This is a genomic window from Sporosarcina sp. Y1004 (assembly GCF_057669665.1).
Window position 1 is genome coordinate 22442 of record NZ_JBYHFQ010000013.1, and the last position, 20828, is coordinate 43269.

Consider the following 20828-nt stretch of genomic DNA (forward strand, 5'->3'; position numbering starts at 1 on the left):
TATGTATCAGCCGCTATACTTTACTATATCGAAAATCGAGTTGTAATTCTATACATATACAAAATTTCACCCGAATCCATAGTAAAACCGACACATTCATTAATGAACTCTCTCTATAGTAAATCATTTCTATATACCTTTTGTGAAGTTAAAGCGTCTTATTTATGAACAATTTGTGAAATAGGCAGTTACTCAGCCATTTACAGCTGTTCATCGTTGTCTTTTTAACAATTTTTCGTTATCATCAAAAACGCAGGGAACTTTTTTGCAGCTAGTTATCATTTAAAAAGTAGGTGTCTTTTCTTGAAATATAATAGGTATTTGAAATGGTTTGCAGTCGCCTCAACAGTAGGCATGCTCTTAATCTTACTCGGCGGAGCTCTTGTTTCAAAGACTGATAGTGGAATGGGTTGCGGTAGACATTGGCCTGGATGTAACGGCCAATTAATTCCTGATGAGATTACCGCAGAAGTACTGATTGAATTTTCGCATCGACTCGTCACAGGCTCCGTTGGCATCCTAATTGTCATTTTAGCTGCCTGGTCATGGAAAGCAATTGGGCATATCAGAGAAACAAAGTTTTTAGCAGTTATGGCAGTGTTCTTTCTTATACTACAGGCATTGATCGGTGCGGCTCAAGTATTATGGGGCCAGGGAGACTTCATACTCGCCCTCCACTTTGGGATTTCACTTCTATCTTTTGCAGCAGTTCTTCTATTAACACTACTTATATTTGAAGTAGACAGTAAATTTGATGCCGATAAAATTCAGATTGGAAAATGGTTAAAATGGAACACGATTGGCGTTACAATTTACTCTTACATCGTCGTTTATACTGGAGCACTTGTGCGTCATACTGAATCGGGACTGGCCTGTATTGACTGGCCATTATGCCAAAACGACTCTTTCGCACTTCCTCGTAATATGTATGAGTGGGTTCAGATGGGTCACCGTGCTGCAGCGGCACTCATTTTCGTCTGGCTATTGGTCATCATGATACATGCAATTCGTCATTACAAAAATCAGCGTGTCATCTACTGGGGATGGATTATCGCATTTACCCTTGTAGCAATTCAGGCGACTACGGGCATGACGGTTGTTTTAACCAAGTTGAATCTTTATGTTGCTTTGCTTCATTCATTATTTATCACATTACTGTTTGGATTATTAACTTATATGATTCTCCTTGTATCGAGAAGTAAACTTACAAAGTAAATGTAAATGGGCTGTCCCTTGGGACGGTCCTTTTATATATTTACCCAAAATAGTAGAGAAAATAACAACAGCACATGGAATTATCCCATGTGCTGTTGTTATTTCTATTAATGTTCTAATTCTACGAGCAGGTCTCCAGTCGAAATCGACTCTCCAGCAGTAACATATATGTCTTTAACTACACCGTCAAAAGGTGCTTGAATCGTCGTTTCCATTTTCATAGCTTCTGTGATGAGTAAATGTTCTCCTCTTTTCACTTTCGCTCCTATGGAAGTTGCGACTTTCAGAACTGTACCCGGCATCGTTGCAGCAATATGGGCTTCATTTGAAGTATCTGCTTTTTGTTTACGAACTGTAACGGACTCGACATTCATATCTTCAATGACGACTTCACGCGGTTGACCGTTAAGTTCAAAATAGATTACTCTTGTCGCATCTGGCTGCGGTTCACTAATGGATACAAGTTTAACAATCAGTGTTTTCCCTTTTTCAATCTCCACTTCGATTTCTTCTCCAAGACGCATTCCGTATAAAAATTCAGGTGTATCAATTACTGATAGATCACCGAAAAGCTTATTTGTCACGGAGTATTCTTCGAAAACTTTCGGATACAGTGCAGATGAAAGCACTTCATGACTTGTAACCGGTCGCCCAAGTTTTGCATTTAATTCTTTTTGGAGTTTTTCGAAATCCGCATCTTCTAGTAGCTCTCCAGGACGAACTGTTATAGCTTGGCGTTCTTTTAAAATTATTTTTTGCAATTCTTCAGGGAAGCCGCCATATGGCTGGCCGATATAGCCCTCAAAAAATTCAATTACGGATTCTGGGAAATCAATAGAAGTTCCACGAACCAGAACAGATTTTTCATCCATTTCATTTTGCACCATGAATAACGCCATATCGCCAACGACTTTGGATGACGGCGTCACTTTCACGACATCTCCGAATAGCATGTTTACACGTGAATACATACTCTGAACTTCTTCCCAACGTTCACCAAGGCCTACCGCCTTCGCTTGTTGTTGCAAGTTAGAATACTGACCGCCAGGCATTTCGTGAACGTAGATTTCCGAATGCGGACTCATCATGCCGCTTTCAAAGTGCTGGTAGTACTTCCGAACATCTTCCCAGTAATAAGATAGATTCTCTAGCGAGTTGACGTTTGCACGCACATTGCGTTTACCGCCCTGTAGCGCATAGTGTAACGAGCTCGCTGAAGGTTGTGAAGTTAGACCCGCCATCGCCCCTAAAGCCGTGTCAACGATGTCCACGCCAGCCTCAACCGCTTTCGCATACATATAAATCCCATTACCGCTCGTATCGTGGGAATGTAAGTGAATTGGAATGTCCACTGTCGCCTTCAACTCTGAAACAAGTCGATATGCTGCTTCCGGTTTCAACAGACCCGCCATATCTTTAATAGCTAGAATATGCGCTCCGGCTGATTCAAGTTCTTTTGCCATATCTTTATAATATTGAACGGTATATTTTGCACGCGAATCATCTAGGATGTCGCCTGTATAGCAGATAGCCGCTTCAGCAACTTTACCTGCATCACGCGTAGCGTCAATAGCAACTTCCATTCCTTTAATCCAGTTCAAGCTATCGAATATACGGAATACGTCTATTCCAGCATCCGCCGATTTCTTAACGAATTCCCGGATAACATTATCAGGATAATTCGTGTAACCAACTGCATTTGCACCACGGAACAACATTTGGAGAAGGACATTTGGAATTTGTTCACGTATTTTCAGAAGCCTGTCCCACGGATCTTCTTTCAAGAATCTGTAAGCGACGTCAAATGTCGCACCGCCCCACATTTCATATGAGAATAGATCGGGCATGAGTCTTGCCGATTCAGATGCAATTGACGTCATGTCAGAAGTCCTCACACGCGTTGCCAACAGCGACTGGTGAGCATCGCGGAATGTTGTATCTGTTAAAAGAACATCATCTTGTTCTTTTATCCACTTGATAAGCCCTTCTGCACCACGTTCATCTAAAATCTGTTTTGTACCTGACGGTGGTGGTGTGAGAAGGTCCACTATCGGTTTTCTTACTGGATGGAACACTGGCTTCGATTGTTTACCGATTCCTGGGAATCCGTTGACAGTAACATTCCCAATATAATTCAACATTTTCGTTCCGCGGTCTTTACGGTTAGGGAATAGGAATAATTCCGGTGTCGTATCAATAAAACTAGTATTGTAGTTTCCTGTTAGGAAGTTTTTATGTTTTACAACATTTTCGAGGAATGGGATATTTGTCTTGATGCCCCGAATCCTGAACTCTTGTAAGTTACGGCTCATTTTAGATGCAGCCTCACGGAACGTCATGCCCCATGTTGAAACTTTGACCAGTAATGAATCATAATACGGTGTTATAACAGCACCTTGGAATCCGTTACCTGCGTCAAGTCGTACACCAAAGCCTCCACCCGAACGGTAAACCGATAATTTTCCTGTGTCAGGCATAAAATCGTTCAATGGATCTTCTGTTGTAACACGGGATTGAATCGCATATCCAAATAGCGGTATGTTTTCTTGCGTCGGAATACTTCCTTCGCCTTCATGAATGTTTTTTCCATCTGCAATACGAATTTGTGCATGAACGATGTCAATGCCCGTCACCATTTCTGTAATCGTATGCTCAACCTGAATTCGCGGATTGACTTCGATGAAATAATATTGACCGTTTGAAACAAGGAATTCCACTGTACCCGCATTTTTATAATTAACATTTTTCATCAATTTTACTGCCGCATCACAAATCTGTTCCCTCAACCCATCTTCCAATGAAATGGAAGGTGCAATTTCAACAACTTTCTGGTGGCGGCGCTGAATTGAGCAATCTCTTTCGTATAGGTGAATAACATTGCCATATGTATCCCCAAGAATTTGGACTTCGATATGTTTTGGTAAATCGATGTATTTCTCCACATATACTTCATCAGATCCGAATGCAGACTTTGCTTCTGACCGCGCGCGTTCAAAAGCCTCGTTGACTTCATCCGCTGAATTTACAATTCGCATGCCGCGTCCGCCGCCACCAAGCGATGCCTTGATAATGATTGGATAGCCGTTTGTCTCTCCAAATCTTCCGACTTCTTCGACCGTAGAAACAGGACCATCACTACCTGGAATAACAGGGATGCCTGCATTGATAGCTTGAGTCCTCGCCTTAACTTTATCTCCGAACATGTCCAATTGCTTTGAACTTGGACCTATGAAGATGATTCCTTCTTCCTCGAGACGTCTTGCAAAATCGGTATTTTCAGCTAGGAATCCATAACCGGGATGGATGGCATTTGCGCCGGAGTCTTTCGCTATTGCGATGATCCCTTCGATGTCAAGATAAGCATCGATTGGTTTCTTTCCTTCTCCAACAATATAAGACTCATCCGCCTTATAACGATGAAATGATCCACTATCTTCAGTGGAATAAATACCTACTGTCGGAATATTCAATTCAGTACAAGCACGAAAAATTCGGATAGCAATTTCTCCACGATTCGCTACGAGGATTTTGTTAATCTGTTCCATCACTAGGCACTTCCTTTTCTCATTGTTTTTTCATATTTCACGAACATAGAAACATTCGTCAATATTCCTAAAGATAAAGATAACAGAATTATTGAAGTTCCGCCATAACTTATAAATGGCAAGGTTACGCCTGTAAGCGGTACCAACCCCGTCAGACCACCCAAATTAACGAATGTTTGAATTCCTATCATACTTCCTATTCCAGCTGCTAGCATACGCGCATGTGGATCTTTGGCTTTAAGTGCGATTGATAACGCCCTCAAAACGATAAAACCAAGACCCCCAATAACAATAATAGCACCCAACAAGCCTAATTCCTCTGAAATAACCGCCATGATGACATCTGTCTGCGGTTCCGGCAAATAACCCATTTTTTGAATTGAGTTACCAAGGCCTCTTCCAGAAATGCCTCCAGAGCCAATTGCAATATAACCGTTCGCAATTTGGTAGCCCGATCCCTGAATATAATCAAACGGATTGAGGAATGACAGAATCCTTCCTTTCCTTCCGTCGGTCATAATTGATTCCCATTGAAAATATAGAATTAGGGCTGCAAAAATTAGACCGACCGAAATGAGTCCGCTAATTTTTAAGAAGGTGCGTTTTTTAATACCACTTGCCGCAAGTACAGAAAGTGCAGTGATAATAATAATAAACGAACCTCCTATGTCCGTCTCAAGCATGATGGAACCGACCGCTAAAACGAGGATACCTACGGGAGGCCAAATTGATTGATTAATGTTGTCGATTGTACCAGATTCATACTTTTTTGCAAATACGCCAGAAAAGTAAACTATTAAAACAAGTTTTGCTACTTCGGATGGTTGCAGATTGCCAAATGGCGTTTTAATCCAACTGGTAGCCCCGACATGTTCACCCGAGCCCACGAAATGGACCATGAATAAAAGAGTTAACATACTGATTACTGCAAAAATCATTAACTTTTTCCGTTTGTAATTCTTATATGGAAAAAAAGCCGCCAGAAAGAAAGCAGGAATCGCGAGGCCTAGGTTTAATAATTGCTTTTGATAAAAATAGTCAGCCGGATAGTCATATCTATCCACAGCCGTTACCATACTTGAACTATAAATCATAACTAGTCCAAAAAGACAGAGCAGCAAATAGACAAAGAACAAGGGGAAATCAAAATAACGAATTAGTTTTTTTACATATATTTTCATAGGGTTACCTCTTTTTCATTAAACAAAAAACTCAAACCTTTATGTCAGTTTGAGTTTTCGGCTTATTTTCTCGTATATATTTCGTGTAAGACTGTCATTTCTTTTTCAAGTAAAGAAAGAATTTCGTTACCTTTAGATCGTTCAATCAAACCGAGCTTGACGGCAAATTCAATTTCCCGTGATAGTCCATACATTTGAGTATCCAGCACTTCTTCATATAGCGGACACTGAGGCATCGTCAAATGGTCCATTTGTACTTTTATTAGTTGACCTATCTTATCAGCATCAGCCTGAAGTTGCTTCATCGCCTTTTCCTGATACGTTTCCTGCAATTCTATATCCATGAGGACGCCCCCATCAAACTTTTATTTCTTAATGGTTATTATGAATAAATTGTATCTTCCGATTGGGGAAAAAGCAAGTGATTTCCCTTTGGCTCTATGCATCCGATTGGAAAAGCTTTTCCTTGTGGCAACGAAGCGTTATACTGATATGAAATGATTTTTTTATTATTTAGGGGGATATTCTTTTGGAAAAAATAATTCCGATTAAAGGAAATGTACGTTATGGCATCACACTGGACCCAACTGTATGGATTTTCGATGATCGTCGTGTGGATTTAAAAACATACTTTACCGAAAATCGCGTTGAAAAAGATGAACTAGAAGAATATAAAAGAGCTATGGGAAAACATTGGTCCCGCGAAATAATGGAGGGTGCAACTGTACCACCAACGTTAGAAACGGAGAAAAAGTTTGAAAAAAGAAAGGTTGTGACTGGTACCTATGGTATTCAATTAAGTCACTTCTTGAAAATTGCAGAGCCTGCTACTAACGCCGTGACATTTTCTTTTGAAACGTCTGACGGCGATAGCCATACTTTCCCGCTTGAAAGAGCAGAAGAGATTATTTTTAAATTTAGTGATGAAGGAAAACCACTTCTTGATGGCGGTCCAGTTCATGTCATTTTCAAAGACGGATCGAACAACGACAATCCGATTCGCAACGTCATAGCAATCCAAGTCGATTGAAGGAGGATTTCCAATGCGCGTAAAATGTGTCATTTGCGACAATATCGGACAACTTCCGGATGATTTACCACTGGCAAAAACACTTCGTAACCGTCCAATTCACACGTATATGTGTGAGGAATGCAATGTCCGGATTGCAGAAAAAACCATTGCACGTATTGCAACAGGGAACTTCATATTTCACCGTAGTTCACTAGCCATCGAAAAAAAGTTTTAAAAAAAGAAGACTCCCATCAAACGATGGGGTCTTCTTTTTCGTCTTTGTATTCATTCATTCTACGGACTCTGTAAATTATTAAAATGAGAGCCGCAACGATAAGCCCTTCCACAATCGGAAGGAAAAACCCAAGAAAAGTTAATATTAGACAGCCGATAAACAGGAATACATAGATGACTAAAGTCTGTAATGGCTTAAGCTTTCTAGCAAATCCCAGTTTATAAACAATTGCCGACATGAGGAAGACGAGGGCAAAAAGCACATAACCGGCTATCGTAAAGGAAGGCATCACTTCGTAAATGAAGCGTGCGATGCCTGACATCCGTCCGAATACCTCTGCATCCCCAACACTAGCACTCATTCAACACAGTCCCTTCTTAAAAGCTATTCTACCGGCCAAGTCAACGAGAAGGCATATTACCATACCTACCGCTAACAAGACGCTTAGATGAACCGCCTGGCCTTCTATTTGTCCAAATTTGAGCAGAGGAAGACATGTATCGTTTCCCCTGCTCTAATTTTAATGAAATGAAGTTAAAAAATTATTTCTTTTTCTGTACGCGTTCACGTTCGTTTTTATCAAGAATTTTCTTGCGAAGTCTGATTGATACTGGCGTTACTTCGCAATACTCGTCATCATCCAAATATTGCAACGCTTCTTCAAGCGACATAATACGCGGCTTTTTAGTTGTAACCGTCTGATCCTTCGATGCTGAACGAACATTCGTTGCTTGTTTAGCTTTCGTTAAGTTGATAGTCAAATCGCTTTCGCGCGTATTTTCACCAACTACCATTCCAGCGTAAATCTCAGTTCCAGCACCAACGAACATAATACCGCGATCTTCAAGCTGCATTATGCTGTAAGGCGTAGCCGTTCCGTTCTCCATCGAAACAAGAACACCGTTTCTGCGACCGCCAACTTTACCTTTAGCCATCGGCTGGTAAGAATCAAACGTATGGTTCATAATTCCGTAACCTCTTGTTAATGTAAGGAAATCAGTTGAATAACCGATTAATCCACGAGCAGGTACATTGAATATTAGACGAACTTGTCCGTTACCATTGTTAATCATATCAAGCATTTCGCCTTTACGTTCACCGATTGACTCGATAATAGAGCCTGTATGCTCTTCAGGAATATCAATTTGTAAACGTTCGATAGGCTCACAACGAATGCCATCTATTTCTCTTACGATTACTGTTGGTTTCGAAACTTGTAATTCAAATCCTTCACGACGCATGTTTTCAATCAGAATCGACAGGTGAAGCTCACCACGTCCTGAAACAGTCCATGCATCAGGTGAATCAGTTGGATCTACGCGAAGAGAAACGTCTGTTTGCAATTGAGATTGAAGGCGTTCGTCGATTTTTCTTGACGTTACCCACTTACCTTCTTTACCTGCAAACGGGCTATTGTTTACAAGGAATGTCATTTGTAGCGTTGGTTCGTCAATGAACAACTCCGGAAGTGCTTCTAGATGATCTGCCGGACAAATTGTTTCACCGACGTCAATGTTTTCCATACCAGATACCGCAACGAGATCACCAGAGAAAGCCTCTTGGATATCAACGCGTTTCAAACCAAGGAAACCTGACAATTTCGTAACACGGTAGTTTTTCACAGTACCATCACGTTTCATAACAGCAACCGACTGTCCAACTTGCATCGTTCCGCGGAAAACCCGTCCGATACCGATGCGGCCTACGTAATCGCTGTAGTCAAGAAGCGACACTTGGAACTGCAAAGGCTCGTCCCGGTTATCAACCGGTGCAGGAATATGTTCTAAGATCGCGTCATAAAGGACACGTAGTGTTTCTTCTTGTGTTGAAACATCTGGTGATAAGCTTGCAGTACCGTTGAATCCTGATGCATAGATAACAGGGAATTCAAGTTGTTCGTCATTCGCATCAAGTTCAATGAATAACTCAAGAACTTCATCCACGACTTCTTCTGGACGAGCAAACTCGCGATCAATCTTGTTAACAACAACAATTGGTTTTAAGTTTTGCTCAAGCGCTTTTTTCAATACGAAACGAGTTTGTGGCATACAACCTTCGTATGAATCGACAACCAGAATTACACCATCTACCATTTTCAAGATACGTTCAACTTCTCCACCGAAGTCAGCGTGACCTGGTGTATCAAGAATATTAATTTTTGTATCTTTATATTCAATTGCCGTATTCTTTGCGAGAATCGTAATTCCGCGTTCACGTTCAATTTCATTTGAGTCCATTGCACGGTCATCGACTTGTTCGTTCGAACGGAAGATGCCCGATTGCTTTAAAAGTTGATCGACAAGCGTCGTTTTTCCGTGGTCGACGTGTGCGATAATAGCTATGTTACGTAAATCATTGCGTAGTTTAGTCATGATTTCACTCCATTATTCTTTTTTCATCTGATTAACTGTGTTATTATAGCACATGTATTGATAATTCTAAAACATTTAATTACAGATGGGGGTATTTTTTTTGAAAAACATTAAATGGATTTTCGTTTTTTACTCCGCTGCCGCTATAGCTTCAATGTGTGCAATCGGTGTTGCAGTTGGCATGGGCAGTTTTCCCATCGCCATTATCGCTATACTGGCACTCATTCTTGTAATGGGCAATGGATTCAAGACGAAAAAAAGATATAGAGAACAAGGTATACTTTAGAATAGGGTTAATCCATAGGGTCGTTTCAAGTTATTCGGTATATCCGGTACTTGACGACCCCTTTTTTTATTGCTTTAGACGGATATATTTAGTCAATATATCTTGATGTAAGCCCGGCCTTGCAACGATAAATGTATCTTGGCCGAGTAGATGGGGGGTTTCCCCTTTCATGTTTGTTGCAACAGCACCGACCTCCTGAGCAATAACAATTCCCCCCGCTATATCCCATGGGGAAAGTCTCATCGACATATACGAATCCAGTCTGCCCGAAGAGACATACGCCAACTCCATTGCAGCAGATCCATAAGACCTTGTCCCTCTACACTTCTGAATAAGCTCTATGATTTGTTCGTTTTCAACAAAGCGATTTGGAGCCACCCAACTAGCATTAATACCAATAACTGCTTCGCTAAGCGGTGTAATCTCCAATTGGGGCAGACGCTCATCATTGAAGTAAGCTCCTTCATCTTTCGCCGCATGATAGAAATCATCACCCATCACATCATAAATATAACCTAACATTCCGACACCTTCAGCAAATATTCCTAGCGAAATGGCAAAATTTCGTTTTTGATGAATGAAATTCATTGTTCCATCAATTGGATCAAGCATCCAGACAACCCCGTCAAGTGTGTGAACGTCATCTCCGAATCCCTCTTCACCCATAATTCTATGACTTGGAAAATCCTTTTTTATCCGACTTATGAAAAACTGTTCAATTTCCTTATCTATATTTGTCACAAGATCATTGGCATCCAACTTGGAATTGATGTCAATTTGATTGAAAAAAGAAACACGTATTTTATGTCCTGCCTCTTTAATCAAGGATTTTGCGTAACGATCAATACTTCCCCATTGCATGAAGCCACCTCTTCCCCTTCAACCATCTATATCATACTATAACGAAAAAAGCATCCCATTACACTATCCCTGTTTTGAAAGGAAGTGTAGGGATGCATTTTTCAGCGAGCACTCGTTCTTATGAAAATCCATTCAGAATCTCCAATTCACGATGAATCTCCATTAACCTATGTTTACTCTTCATGTTTTGTGTTGCATCTTTTTCCTCTATTGCATCGAAAAGCGTCGCAAGTTCATAATCAAGTTCTAAGTTCAGCAGCTTAACATATTCTTTCTCAACATCGGCTTTCCGAATTACATGGACGACCTGTTTCATAGTTGACACCCCTTTTTCAGTATATAGTCCTAATTTTCTGTTAGTTATTATTAAAATATGCCATGGCTTAGGGTTGCTCTAGTTATAAGCCTTGTTATTTAAGATTGTTCCCCGTTTTCTGCTATGATAAACGTGTAAATGTTATTGGGGGTAATGAAAATGCTAAATTATTTTTGGGAAAAAGATGATTTTGATGTATTTTCCACTGAAGGACTTGAAAATCGGATGGAAGCACTTCAAAATCGGATTCAACCTAAGTTCCATATGCTTGGCACACACTTTGCGGATCGTCTTTCTGCACACGGTACAGATGAATTTTTTCCACATGTCGCAAAACATGCAAGACGAACAGTCAATCCTCCTAAAGACAGCTGGGTAGCATTCGCACCTGCAAAACGAGGATATAAAGCTTTGCCTCACTTCCAGATTGGCTTATGGGGAACACATTTATTCATTATTCTTGCAGTTATTTATGAAAATCCTGATAAGAAGGGAATTTCTGAACGACTTGAAAGGAAATTGAACGTTTTAACTTCCCTTCCAGCATCCTATATTGTATCCGGCGATCATATGAAACCTGATGCTTTTAATATCTCAGAAATGGATAAATTTGAATTAGTACAGCTTTTAGAACGACTAGAAACCGTTAAAAAAGCCGAATTTCTTGTTGGACGTCATTTATCACGTGAAGATGCCATTAAACTGTCCACTGAAGAATTCATAGAATTTGCGGAAGAAACTTTTGATTGTCTACTCCCGGTGTATGATGTTGTCATTAATAGAAAGTAAAAGGAATGCTCCCGCTTAACGCGTGGGCATTCCTTTTATTATTTCTTCCTTTTTTGCAGCTTTTGCAGCCTGAATTACACGGTAACTGTTGTAACCGCTCGCTTCCTCGAATTCTTTAAACAATGTCTTTTCTTCTGACATGGAAGGCACAACTTTTTTAAATCCGCGATATGCTTCAAGCATCTTTTCTCCAACAATACCTGATTCATATGCTTCTTCAATTGCCTCATAAAAACTGGCGACTGCGATTATTTCAACAGTGGACCAGTCCTCCCTGATTGGATAATTATAATCCATGTGTAACATCCCCTTTATTAACTTTAGTTCCAACTGGCGCGGATTGTCTTTGCTTGCTTGACCATACGTTCAAATAATTCAGCAACGGAAGGCACATCATTAATAAGTCCCGCAACTTGACCCGCCCATCCAAAGCCATTGTCAGAATCTCCGTCGTGGATGAAACGCCGGTTTGCTTCTCCGCTAATATAATCTTTCAATGCTTCATAATCAGTATTTTGTGCTTCCATTTCGAGTATTCTACCCGTCCAACTACCTGTTAATGCACGTGCAGGGGATCCAATTGTCCGCTTGATGACAGTTGTCCCCGTTTCTTTACTGGCCAAGAGAAGGTCAATGTACGCTTGTGAAGCATGAACGCACTCTTTCGTTGCGATAAACCTCGTACCCATCTCTATCCCTTCAGCGCCAAGTGCATGAGCAGCCATCCACCCACGTCCATCTCCGATTCCACCCGAGGCAATAACAGGAATTGAGACCGCATCGACAACTTGCGGGACGAGAACCATTGTACCGATGTCATCGCGACCAAGATGTCCCCCACCTTCCTGCCCAACAACCATAACAGCATCGGCTCCAAGTGATTCCGCCTTCTGTGCCTGTCTCTTAGCGGCAACGAGAACTAGCTTTTTGACATTTGTGTTTTCAAGTTGCGCAAAAAATGGTGCTGGGTTTCCTCCTGTCACCGACATGACTTGAACGCCTTCTTCGAGCGCTGCCTCCACCATATGTGCGAAAGGTCGTCCATGCTGTCCAATTGCAAAGTTTACACCGAATGGCTTATTCGTCATCCCTTTCACTTTCTGTATCTCTGCTCTGAGTTCATCGGCCGAGTCCAAACTCATAGCCGTTATCTGCCCGAGTCCCCCAGCTTCCGAAACGGCGGCAGCAAGCTCCGCGTATGCTAAGTATGCCAAGCCACCTTGAACGATGGGATACTGTACTTCAAGCAGATCCGTTATTCTAGTTTTCCATTCCATTTGTTTATCCCCCTCATTATCTCTACTATACAATATTCTTCATTAGCACCTACCAAACCTTTACCGAAGACTCTTATTGCTCGGGGACCTTGATTGTTCCAGGATCTACGAACTCATATCCCTTTTCTCTTAAACCTAGGACGATTTTCTCCAGTGCTCCAGCAGTCCATTCACGATCATGCATGAGAAGATTCGCACCATCACGTAGTAAGTCAGTGTTCACCATTATATCCGCCAATGCATCCACATCCGTATACTTTTTCTCCCAATCATAGCCAAATGACCAATTCATCAAAAGCATTTCATCTTTTAGCGCTAGCGCTCTACTATAGTCCGTATTACTGCCAAACGGAGCCCTGAAAAACACTGGACGCTCACCAATAATTCCCTCTACTGTATCACTCACTGTAAGGATTTCTTCAGTTTGTTGTTCTTCTGAAAGTTGTTTTAAATCAGCGTGCGTCTTCGTATGATTGCCGATCATAAATCCTAAATCATGAATTTCTTTCAATACAAGTTTTTCTTCATCCGTATCAATAAAATGACCGTTTACAAAAAAGATTGCTGGCGCATCAAGACTTTTTAGCGTCTTAGCCATATCTAATGCCCATTTATCAGGTGCATCGTCAATTGTCAGTAAAACAACCTTGTTGTTTGCACTTCCAATCGGTTCAATCGCATATGTTGCGGGATTCACTTCATACAATGGTTCAGTAACTTCTTCTTCTATTTCTTCGAAATCTTCAACAGTACTTTTGTCAATGATTTCAACGTCAGGTTCAGATGATTTCTCGTCTCTATTTTCAGGTTTGGCGTCTACATCTCTGTCGGAACATGCTGATAATACCAATAACAATGCGCTCAATATGTATATTATTTGTTTTTTCAAGTTAGTCCCCGCCCTTTCAATTCCTTAAATAATAACATAATTAAAGTTTTATAAGAAAAGGATACCAGTTTACTAGTTTTATTCACAATATATCAAACTAAAAAACCGTCTAGGAGGACAACTTTCTGCCTCTTAGACGGTTTAATCTCTAACTATAGTTTTTATTTTGTAATCATATGAATTGGTTTACCTAAAGCAACTTCCGCTGCTTCCATTGAGATTTCACTCAACGTCGGATGGGCATGAATTGTCATAGCCACATCTTCAAGTGTCATTCCCGCTTCAATTGCAAGTGCAAGTTCAGCAATCATGTCTGATGCACTTGCACCTACTATTTGAGCCCCAAGTAGTAGTCCGTCTTCTTTACGTGATACAAGCTTAACGAAACCTTCTGAAGCATCAAGTGCTAGTGCACGTCCATTAGCTGCAAATGGGAATTTCCCTACTACCGTTTCATAACCTTCTTCTTTTGCCTGTTGCTCGGTAAAGCCAACAGATGCAAGTTCAGGATCAGTGAAACAAACAGCAGGAATCGCCAAGTAGTCAACTTCAGACTTCTCGCCTGAAATCGCTTCTGCAGCAATTTTCGCTTCATAAGAAGCTTTATGTGCAAGTTGAAGTCCAGGAACGATATCACCGATTGCGTAGATATTTGGAATGCTTGTTCTGCATTGTTTATCGACTTCGATGAGACCGCGCTCAAGGAACTTAACGCCAATCTCTTCTAATCCAATTTCATCCGTATTCGGACGACGGCCTACAGTAACAAGTACGTAATCAGCTTCGACTTTTTTCTCTTCTCCGCCTACTTCGTATGTAACTGTAACGCCAGTAGCTGTTTCTTCAACGCCTTTTGCAGACGCTTTAACAACAACTTCAACGCCTTTTTTCTTCAAGCCTTTTTTAACGATCTGTGTCATTTGTTTTTCAAAGCCCGCAAGAATGTCATTAGCGCCTTCAATGATCGTTACTTTTGATCCAAGATTTGCATATGCAGATCCTAGCTCAGTACCGATATATCCACCACCGATAACTACAAGTTTACCCGGTAATTCTTTAAGATTCAAAGCACCTGTAGAATTAATAACGCGTTCTGTAAATTTAAACGTTGGAATTTCAATCGGACGTGAACCCGTTGCAACGATTGCATTTTTGAATTTATATGTTTGCGCTGAAGTTTCGTCCATTACACGTACCGTGTTGCTATCGACGAAATAGGCTTCACCTTGAACATATTCAATCTTGTTGCCTTTAAGAAGTCCTGCGACTCCACCAGTCAACTTGTTTACAACGCTATCTTTGAACGCTTGCGCTTTAGTGAAATCTAGTTTCACTTCCGTCGCTGTAATGCCCATTGAATCAGAATCTTGAGCATTTGCATAACGATGTCCAACAGCAATAAGTGCTTTGGAAGGAATACATCCCACGTTCAAGCACACACCACCAAGATCACCTTTTTCAACTACGATTACTTTTTGGCCCAATTGTGCCGCGCGAATCGCCGCAACATATCCTCCTGGTCCAGAACCTACGACGAGCGTGTCTACTTCGATTGGAAAGTCTCCTACTACCATTGTTTACGCCTCCATTAATAAAAGTTCCGGATTTGCGAGCAGCTTCTTAAGGTGATTCAACGCATTTTGTGCAGTTGCGCCGTCGATCATCCGGTGATCGAATACCAATGATAATGCTAACATAGGTGCCGCTACAATTTCACCATTTTTAACAATAGGTTTTTCTGCAATACGACCAATTCCGAGAATTGCAACTTCTGGATGATTAATAATCGGTGTAAACCATTGGCCCCCTGCGGAACCGATATTCGTAATCGAACAAGACGCACCCTTCATTTCTGCCGGGGATAGTTTACCGTCACGTGCTTTTACTGCGAGACTGTTGATTTCATCTGAAATTGCAAAGATCGATTTACGGTCTGCATGCTTAATGACAGGAACTAGAAGTCCACGATCAGTGTCAGCAGCAATACCTATGTTGTAATAATGCTTCTGAACAATTTCTTGAGTAGCATCATCAAGTGAGCTATTGAAGACCGGGAATTCGCGTAATGTTGAAACAAGTGCTTTCACGACATATGGCAAATAAGTAAGTTTAATATCTTTTTCAGCTGCAATGTCTTTGAACTTACGACGGTGTGCTACGAGTTCTGTAACATCCACTTCGTCAAGCAATGTTACATGCGGAGCTGTTTGTTTTGAATTGACCATTGCTTTTGCAATTGCTTTTCGGATGCCAGACATCTTTTCGCGTGTTTCAGGGAAATCTCCTTCTAAGTAAACTGGAGATTTGACTGTTTTTTCTTGTTCAACGCTTTCAGTTTGTCCTTTTGTTTGTGGCGCATCTGCAGGTGGAGCCTCTTGAATTTGACCGCCATTTTGGAATGACTCGATATCTTCTTTCAAAACACGGCCATTTTTGCCTGAACCAGCAACTTGTTGAATTTCTACACCTTGCTCACGCGCAAATTTACGTACAGAAGGCATCGCAATAATACGGCGATTCGGATCGACGTCTGTTTTTGTTTGTGAACTTGCAGAAGCCGTAGTTGTTACCGATTCTTCTTTCGGTGCTTCTTCTTTTTCAATCTTCTGACCCGCTTCAGCTGTTGCTTGAACTTGTGCTTCAGTTACAGCATTGTCGTCATCTTCAGTTTTCGCACTTTCATAACCAGGTGCGTCGAAACGGATCAAAACATCTCCAACAATTGCTACAGTACCTTCAGAGACAACAACCTCTTCAACTGTACCCGTAACCGGTGACGGAATTTCCACTACTGCTTTATCGTTTTGAATTTCGAGTAGAATGTCATCTTCATTGATTTTGTCGCCTTTATTAACAAACCACTTTACAACTTCACCTTCATGGATACCTTCACCGATATCTGGTAAACGGAATTCAAATGCCACAAGATTCACCCTTTCTAATTAAGAATTTTACTATTCTAGACACTTAGTTTAGATATTCAACATTCAAATTATCTAACTTAGAACGTCAATACTTTTTTAGCTGTTTCAATAATATCCTTCGCATTTGGAAGCCACGCATTTTCACCTTGAGCAAAAGGATAGACAGTATCAGGCGCAGTTACGCGCAATACAGGTGCTTCAAGACTCAGAATTGCACGCTCTGTAATTTCAGCTACTATATTCGCCGCAATTCCAGCTTGTTTTTGTGCTTCTTGAACAACAATTGCACGGTTTGTTTTCTCAACAGATGCAATTATAGTTTCGATATCCATCGGTTGAATTGTACGCAGGTCAATAACCTCAACAGAATAGCCTTCTTTTTCAAGTTCTTCAGCGGCTTTTAAACTTTCGTGAACCATCGCACCGTAAGTAATAACTGAAAGATCTTTACCTTCGCGTTTCACATCGGCTTTCCCAAGTGGGATTGTGTACTCTTCTTCAGGAACTTCCTGTCTGAATGACCGATACAGCTTCATGTGCTCAAGGAAGATAACCGGATTCTCATCGCGAATCGCAGAAATCAAAAGCCCTTTTGCATCATAAGGAGTTGAAGGGATAACAACTTTCAAACCTGGCTGTGATGCTACGATTCCTTCCAGACTGTCAGCGTGCATTTCAGGCGTTGCAACACCGCCGCCAAATGGAGAGCGAATTGTTACAGGTGCATTATATCGTCCCGCACTTCTGAAACTCATACGTGCAAGCTGACCACTAACTGAGTCAATTACTTCAAATAGGAATCCGAAGAACTGGATTTCCATAACTGGACGGAAACCTGTGAACGCAAGTCCAATTGCAAGTCCGCCAATACCGGATTCTGCAAGCGGTGTATCAAATACACGTTCTTCCCCAAATTCTTTTTGCAAACCTTCAGTTGCACGGAAGACTCCTCCGTTATTTCCAACGTCTTCACCGAAGACGAGGACGTTTTCATCATTTTTCAGCTCCGTACGTAGAGCATCAGTTATTGCTTGAATCATCGTCATTTGTGCCATCGGTTACTTCGACTCCTTCTCTGTGTAAATATCTAGCTGCTCTTGCAAGTTGTAAGGTAATTCACCTTTGTACATGATATTAATGAAATCACTAACTTTTTGTTTAGGAGCTGCATCAGCTTCTTTTATCGCTTCTTTAATTTCTTCTTTTGCACGTTCAATAACTTCATTCTCTTTTTCTTCATTCCAAACCCCTTTAGCTTCAAGGTATGTACGGAAACGAATTAGAGGATCGCGTTTTTCCCATTCACTGTCCGTTTCAGATGTACGGTAACGTGTTGGGTCATCTCCTGCCATTGTATGCGGTCCGTAGCGGTAGCATAGTGCCTCGATAAGCGTTGGTCCATCTCCGTTGATTGCACGTTCTCGTGCGTCACGTGTAACCGCATACACCGCAAGTGGGTCCATACCGTCAACTAGAATACTCGGAATACCAGCTGCAATACCTTTTTGTGCAAGTGTTTTTGCTGCCGTTTGTGCAGAACGTGGAGTCGATATTGCGAATTGGTTATTCTGAATAATAAAGATTGCTGGTGAGCGGTACGCTCCTGCAAAGTTTATTCCCTCATAGAAATCACCTTGAGATGTTCCCCCGTCTCCTGTATACGTCACGGCAACTGCTTTTGTGCCACGTTTTTGGAAACCAAGTGCAATACCAGCTGCCTGAATATATTGCGCACCGATAATGATTTGCGGTGGGAATACATTCACACCTTCTGGAATATTGCCCCCTTGGAAATGTCCTCTTGACCAAAGAAATGCCATCGATAATGGTAATCCGTGGAATAACATTTGCGGAACATCACGGTATCCAGGAAGGATGAAATCCTCTTGTTCTAATGCAAACTGCGAAGCAAGTTGTGAAGCTTCCTGACCTGCAGTTGGTGCGTAGAATCCTAGACGACCTTGTCGGTTCAACGAAATTGAGCGTTGATCCAAAATACGTGTATATACCATACGTGTCATCAATTCGATAAGTTTTTCATCTGATAACTTTGGATCTGCTTCCTTATTAACAATTTCGCCTTCTTCGTTCAAAATCTGGAACATTTCAAACTTTTCTTCAATCGCGTGAAGTGTCTCCACCGGATCGAACTGCTTGCTTTTGTTTGCAGCCATTTCGGCAACTCTCCTTTATAACTGTATTATGAAACATTGGTTTAATAATTGGTACAATCTATTTCTAATTAAGTATAACTAAACAAAACTAAATGGTCAAACATAGTATTCTCAAGCCTAAATGAACTTTAAAATTAACCGAATTGACTGTTACTTAGAATCTGTATTAGCACAATAATACAACTGTATTATAATAGATTTCCAGTTTATATGATTCTATTGTCGTAGAATAAAAAAGGACTAGGACTCTAAGCAACAATCCCCATCCCTTTGCTATTTATAATTATTTTCATTTCTCTAATTCGACAAAAATCTCATCTTTTAGCTGATTCATTTTTCCAGTTGCGTCATTGAAAGATGTCACTGCGGACTTGACCATGTCATTTTGAGAATTCACTTCACCTACTTTATCCCTAAGCTCCGTCATCTCTATTTCTTCAGTAATAAGCATTCCATACAATTCTTGTTGTAACGTTAAAAGTTCTTTGTATTGAGATATAAAATCCGTATGCAATTCATACCTTTCACTGATAGCATTCTTCAGTTCTTCAATACCTTTTTTGTTAGTTTCATCTGCTTCTTTGATAGCTTTATCAAGACCGTCTATAGAACCTTCTGCCTTATTAATGGATTTTTCTTCTCTTTCTATATGAGCGACACGGAGATCAAGTGAACTTTCAAGTTCAGTGACGTTCTTCTTGAGCACTTCTTTTTGTTCCTGAGTCAGCTCCATTGTTTCATTAAATAACTTTTGTTCTGTTTTTTCAAGCTCTGTCAATTCAGCTTGCCCATCTCGGTACTCTTTTTCAGCACTATTCATTTCTGCTAAAGCATCAGCCACTATCTTTTCGACCGACGTTCCGAAACTGCACCCCGAAAGTAACAATACGAGTGACAGTACGACTATCATTATATTTTTCCTCAAAATTAATCCCCCTCCAATTCCTTATAAACTATAGCGTTTTGGATTCTTGAATTCAAGTTTGCGTTTAAATTCTTTCACCCCATTTAACAATCGCTTATACTAATCAATATAGATAACTGAAAGGATGTTTGTACATTGATTTTAATGAAAGATATTGTTCGAGAAGGGCACCCCACTTTACGTAAACATGCCGAAGAAATGAAATTCCCTTTATCTTCAGCTGACCGGGAACTCTGCGAGGACTTAATGGAATACGTAATAAATAGCCAGATCCCCGAAATTAGCGAAGAGTTTGATCTGCGGCCCGGTATCGGTATCGCAGCCCCTCAACTCAATAAAGCGAAAAGGGCTTTTGCACTCCACATTACTGAAACTGATCAGGAACCGATTAGTTTTGTAGCTGTAAACCCCAAAATCGTCAGTCACTCCATCGAAAAAACCTATCTCGCTTCGGGTGAAGGTTGCCTTTCAGTTGACCGGGTAATTGAGGGCTATGTCCCTCGCTATGCACGAATTACTATTAAAGCTTATGACATTGATGGAAATGAATTCAAAAAGAGATTAAAAGGATTGGCAGCCATCGCATTTCAACATGAACTCGACCATTTGAACGGCATTATGTTCTTTGATCATATTGATGAAAACTTACCGTTTAAAGAAATTCCCGGTGCATCTCCTTTCGAACGGGATTAATTATACGACTTTAGATGTAAATTTTAATCTAGCTGAAAATCAAGAAGACCGAGATAAATGAAGGATCTTTCAGCTTTGCTGAAAATCAAGAAGACCGAGATAAATGAAGGATCTTTCAGCTTTGCTGAAAATCA

Annotated in this window: 21 protein-coding genes; 6 read left to right on the plus strand and 15 right to left on the minus strand. The window is 40.8% G+C overall.

The features are described from left to right. Window positions 1–303 precede the first annotated feature (303 nt). On the plus strand, window positions 304–1215 hold the full coding sequence (locus tag AC25Y6_RS10485; protein ID WP_488142988.1) for a COX15/CtaA family protein: 912 nt from the start codon (window positions 304–306) through the stop codon (window positions 1213–1215). A gap of 107 nt (window positions 1216–1322) precedes the next feature. Here AC25Y6_RS10485 and pyc read toward each other — a convergent pair whose 3' ends face one another. From pyc to AC25Y6_RS10500, 3 genes are all read right to left on the minus strand, one after another. After that, complete coding sequence (gene pyc, locus AC25Y6_RS10490) at window positions 1323–4760, minus strand: pyruvate carboxylase (protein ID WP_482103873.1); 3438 nt, start codon at window positions 4758–4760, stop codon at window positions 1323–1325. Window positions 4761–4762: 2 nt separating this feature from the next. Further along, entirely contained in the window at window positions 4763–5941 is a 1179-nt protein-coding gene (locus AC25Y6_RS10495) for an FtsW/RodA/SpoVE family cell cycle protein (RefSeq protein ID WP_482100319.1), read from the minus strand. Window positions 5942–6003: 62 nt separating this feature from the next. Beyond that, window positions 6004–6285 (minus strand): Fpa/YlaN family protein, encoded by a 282-nt coding sequence (locus tag AC25Y6_RS10500; RefSeq protein WP_482100318.1) that lies wholly within the window; start codon window positions 6283–6285, stop codon window positions 6004–6006. Window positions 6286–6470: 185 nt separating this feature from the next. Between AC25Y6_RS10500 and AC25Y6_RS10505 the strand changes: the two genes are divergently transcribed. Beyond that, window positions 6471–6971, plus strand: a complete 501-nt coding sequence (locus AC25Y6_RS10505) for a peptidyl-prolyl cis-trans isomerase (protein ID WP_482100317.1) — start codon at window positions 6471–6473, stop codon at window positions 6969–6971. Window positions 6972–6984: 13 nt separating this feature from the next. Then, complete coding sequence (locus AC25Y6_RS10510; protein ID WP_482100316.1) at window positions 6985–7188, plus strand: YlaI family protein; 204 nt, start codon at window positions 6985–6987, stop codon at window positions 7186–7188. Between the two features lie 16 nt (window positions 7189–7204). Here AC25Y6_RS10510 and AC25Y6_RS10515 read toward each other — a convergent pair whose 3' ends face one another. Then, complete coding sequence (locus AC25Y6_RS10515) at window positions 7205–7549, minus strand: YlaH-like family protein (protein WP_482100315.1); 345 nt, start codon at window positions 7547–7549, stop codon at window positions 7205–7207. A gap of 181 nt (window positions 7550–7730) precedes the next feature. Continuing rightward, the gene (gene typA / locus AC25Y6_RS10520) at window positions 7731–9560 is read right to left on the minus strand and encodes a translational GTPase TypA (RefSeq protein WP_482103870.1); all 1830 of its coding nucleotides are present in this window, start codon (window positions 9558–9560) and stop codon (window positions 7731–7733) included. Between the two features lie 100 nt (window positions 9561–9660). Here typA and AC25Y6_RS10525 point away from each other — a divergent pair, with 100 nt between their 5' ends. Next, entirely contained in the window at window positions 9661–9846 is a 186-nt protein-coding gene (locus AC25Y6_RS10525; protein ID WP_482103869.1) for a YlaF family protein, read from the plus strand. A 66-nt stretch (window positions 9847–9912) separates the two neighbouring features. On the opposite strand, the gene AC25Y6_RS10530 is transcribed toward AC25Y6_RS10525, so the two are convergent. Together AC25Y6_RS10530 and AC25Y6_RS10535 are read right to left on the minus strand one after the other, a co-directional pair. Beyond that, window positions 9913–10707, minus strand: coding sequence for an inositol monophosphatase family protein (locus tag AC25Y6_RS10530; protein WP_482103868.1), 795 nt, complete (start codon window positions 10705–10707; stop codon window positions 9913–9915). Between the two features lie 118 nt (window positions 10708–10825). Then, on the minus strand, window positions 10826–11023 hold the full coding sequence (locus tag AC25Y6_RS10535; RefSeq protein ID WP_482103867.1) for a hypothetical protein: 198 nt from the start codon (window positions 11021–11023) through the stop codon (window positions 10826–10828). A 159-nt stretch (window positions 11024–11182) separates the two neighbouring features. On the opposite strand from AC25Y6_RS10535, the gene AC25Y6_RS10540 reads away from it, so the two are divergent. Continuing rightward, window positions 11183–11812, plus strand: coding sequence for a YktB family protein (locus AC25Y6_RS10540; RefSeq protein WP_488142989.1), 630 nt, complete (start codon window positions 11183–11185; stop codon window positions 11810–11812). 15 nt (window positions 11813–11827) lie between these two features. Here the strand turns inward: AC25Y6_RS10540 and AC25Y6_RS10545 are convergent, their stop codons facing one another. The 8 genes from AC25Y6_RS10545 to AC25Y6_RS10580 form a co-directional block, all read right to left on the minus strand. Further along, the gene (locus AC25Y6_RS10545) at window positions 11828–12109 is read right to left on the minus strand and encodes a UPF0223 family protein (RefSeq protein ID WP_488142990.1); all 282 of its coding nucleotides are present in this window, start codon (window positions 12107–12109) and stop codon (window positions 11828–11830) included. A gap of 23 nt (window positions 12110–12132) precedes the next feature. Further along, the gene (locus AC25Y6_RS10550) at window positions 12133–13089 is read right to left on the minus strand and encodes an NAD(P)H-dependent flavin oxidoreductase (protein ID WP_488142991.1); all 957 of its coding nucleotides are present in this window, start codon (window positions 13087–13089) and stop codon (window positions 12133–12135) included. Between the two features lie 73 nt (window positions 13090–13162). Continuing rightward, the gene (locus AC25Y6_RS10555) at window positions 13163–13978 is read right to left on the minus strand and encodes a polysaccharide deacetylase family protein (RefSeq protein WP_488142992.1); all 816 of its coding nucleotides are present in this window, start codon (window positions 13976–13978) and stop codon (window positions 13163–13165) included. A 161-nt stretch (window positions 13979–14139) separates the two neighbouring features. Further along, window positions 14140–15552 carry a dihydrolipoyl dehydrogenase gene (gene lpdA / locus AC25Y6_RS10560; protein ID WP_482100306.1) on the minus strand — a complete coding sequence of 471 codons (1413 nt, stop codon included), beginning with the start codon at window positions 15550–15552 and terminating at the stop codon, window positions 14140–14142. A gap of 3 nt (window positions 15553–15555) precedes the next feature. Continuing rightward, entirely contained in the window at window positions 15556–16902 is a 1347-nt protein-coding gene (locus AC25Y6_RS10565; RefSeq protein ID WP_488142993.1) for a dihydrolipoamide acetyltransferase family protein, read from the minus strand. Between the two features lie 77 nt (window positions 16903–16979). Continuing rightward, the gene (locus tag AC25Y6_RS10570; protein WP_482100304.1) at window positions 16980–17957 is read right to left on the minus strand and encodes an alpha-ketoacid dehydrogenase subunit beta; all 978 of its coding nucleotides are present in this window, start codon (window positions 17955–17957) and stop codon (window positions 16980–16982) included. Between the two features lie 3 nt (window positions 17958–17960). After that, complete coding sequence (pdhA, locus tag AC25Y6_RS10575; protein WP_482100303.1) at window positions 17961–19076, minus strand: pyruvate dehydrogenase (acetyl-transferring) E1 component subunit alpha; 1116 nt, start codon at window positions 19074–19076, stop codon at window positions 17961–17963. A 289-nt stretch (window positions 19077–19365) separates the two neighbouring features. Next, window positions 19366–20001, minus strand: coding sequence for a YkyA family protein (locus AC25Y6_RS10580; protein ID WP_488142994.1), 636 nt, complete (start codon window positions 19999–20001; stop codon window positions 19366–19368). Window positions 20002–20136: 135 nt separating this feature from the next. Between AC25Y6_RS10580 and def the strand changes: the two genes are divergently transcribed. After that, window positions 20137–20694, plus strand: a complete 558-nt coding sequence (gene def / locus AC25Y6_RS10585) for a peptide deformylase (RefSeq protein ID WP_488139473.1) — start codon at window positions 20137–20139, stop codon at window positions 20692–20694. Window positions 20695–20828 lie beyond the last annotated feature (134 nt).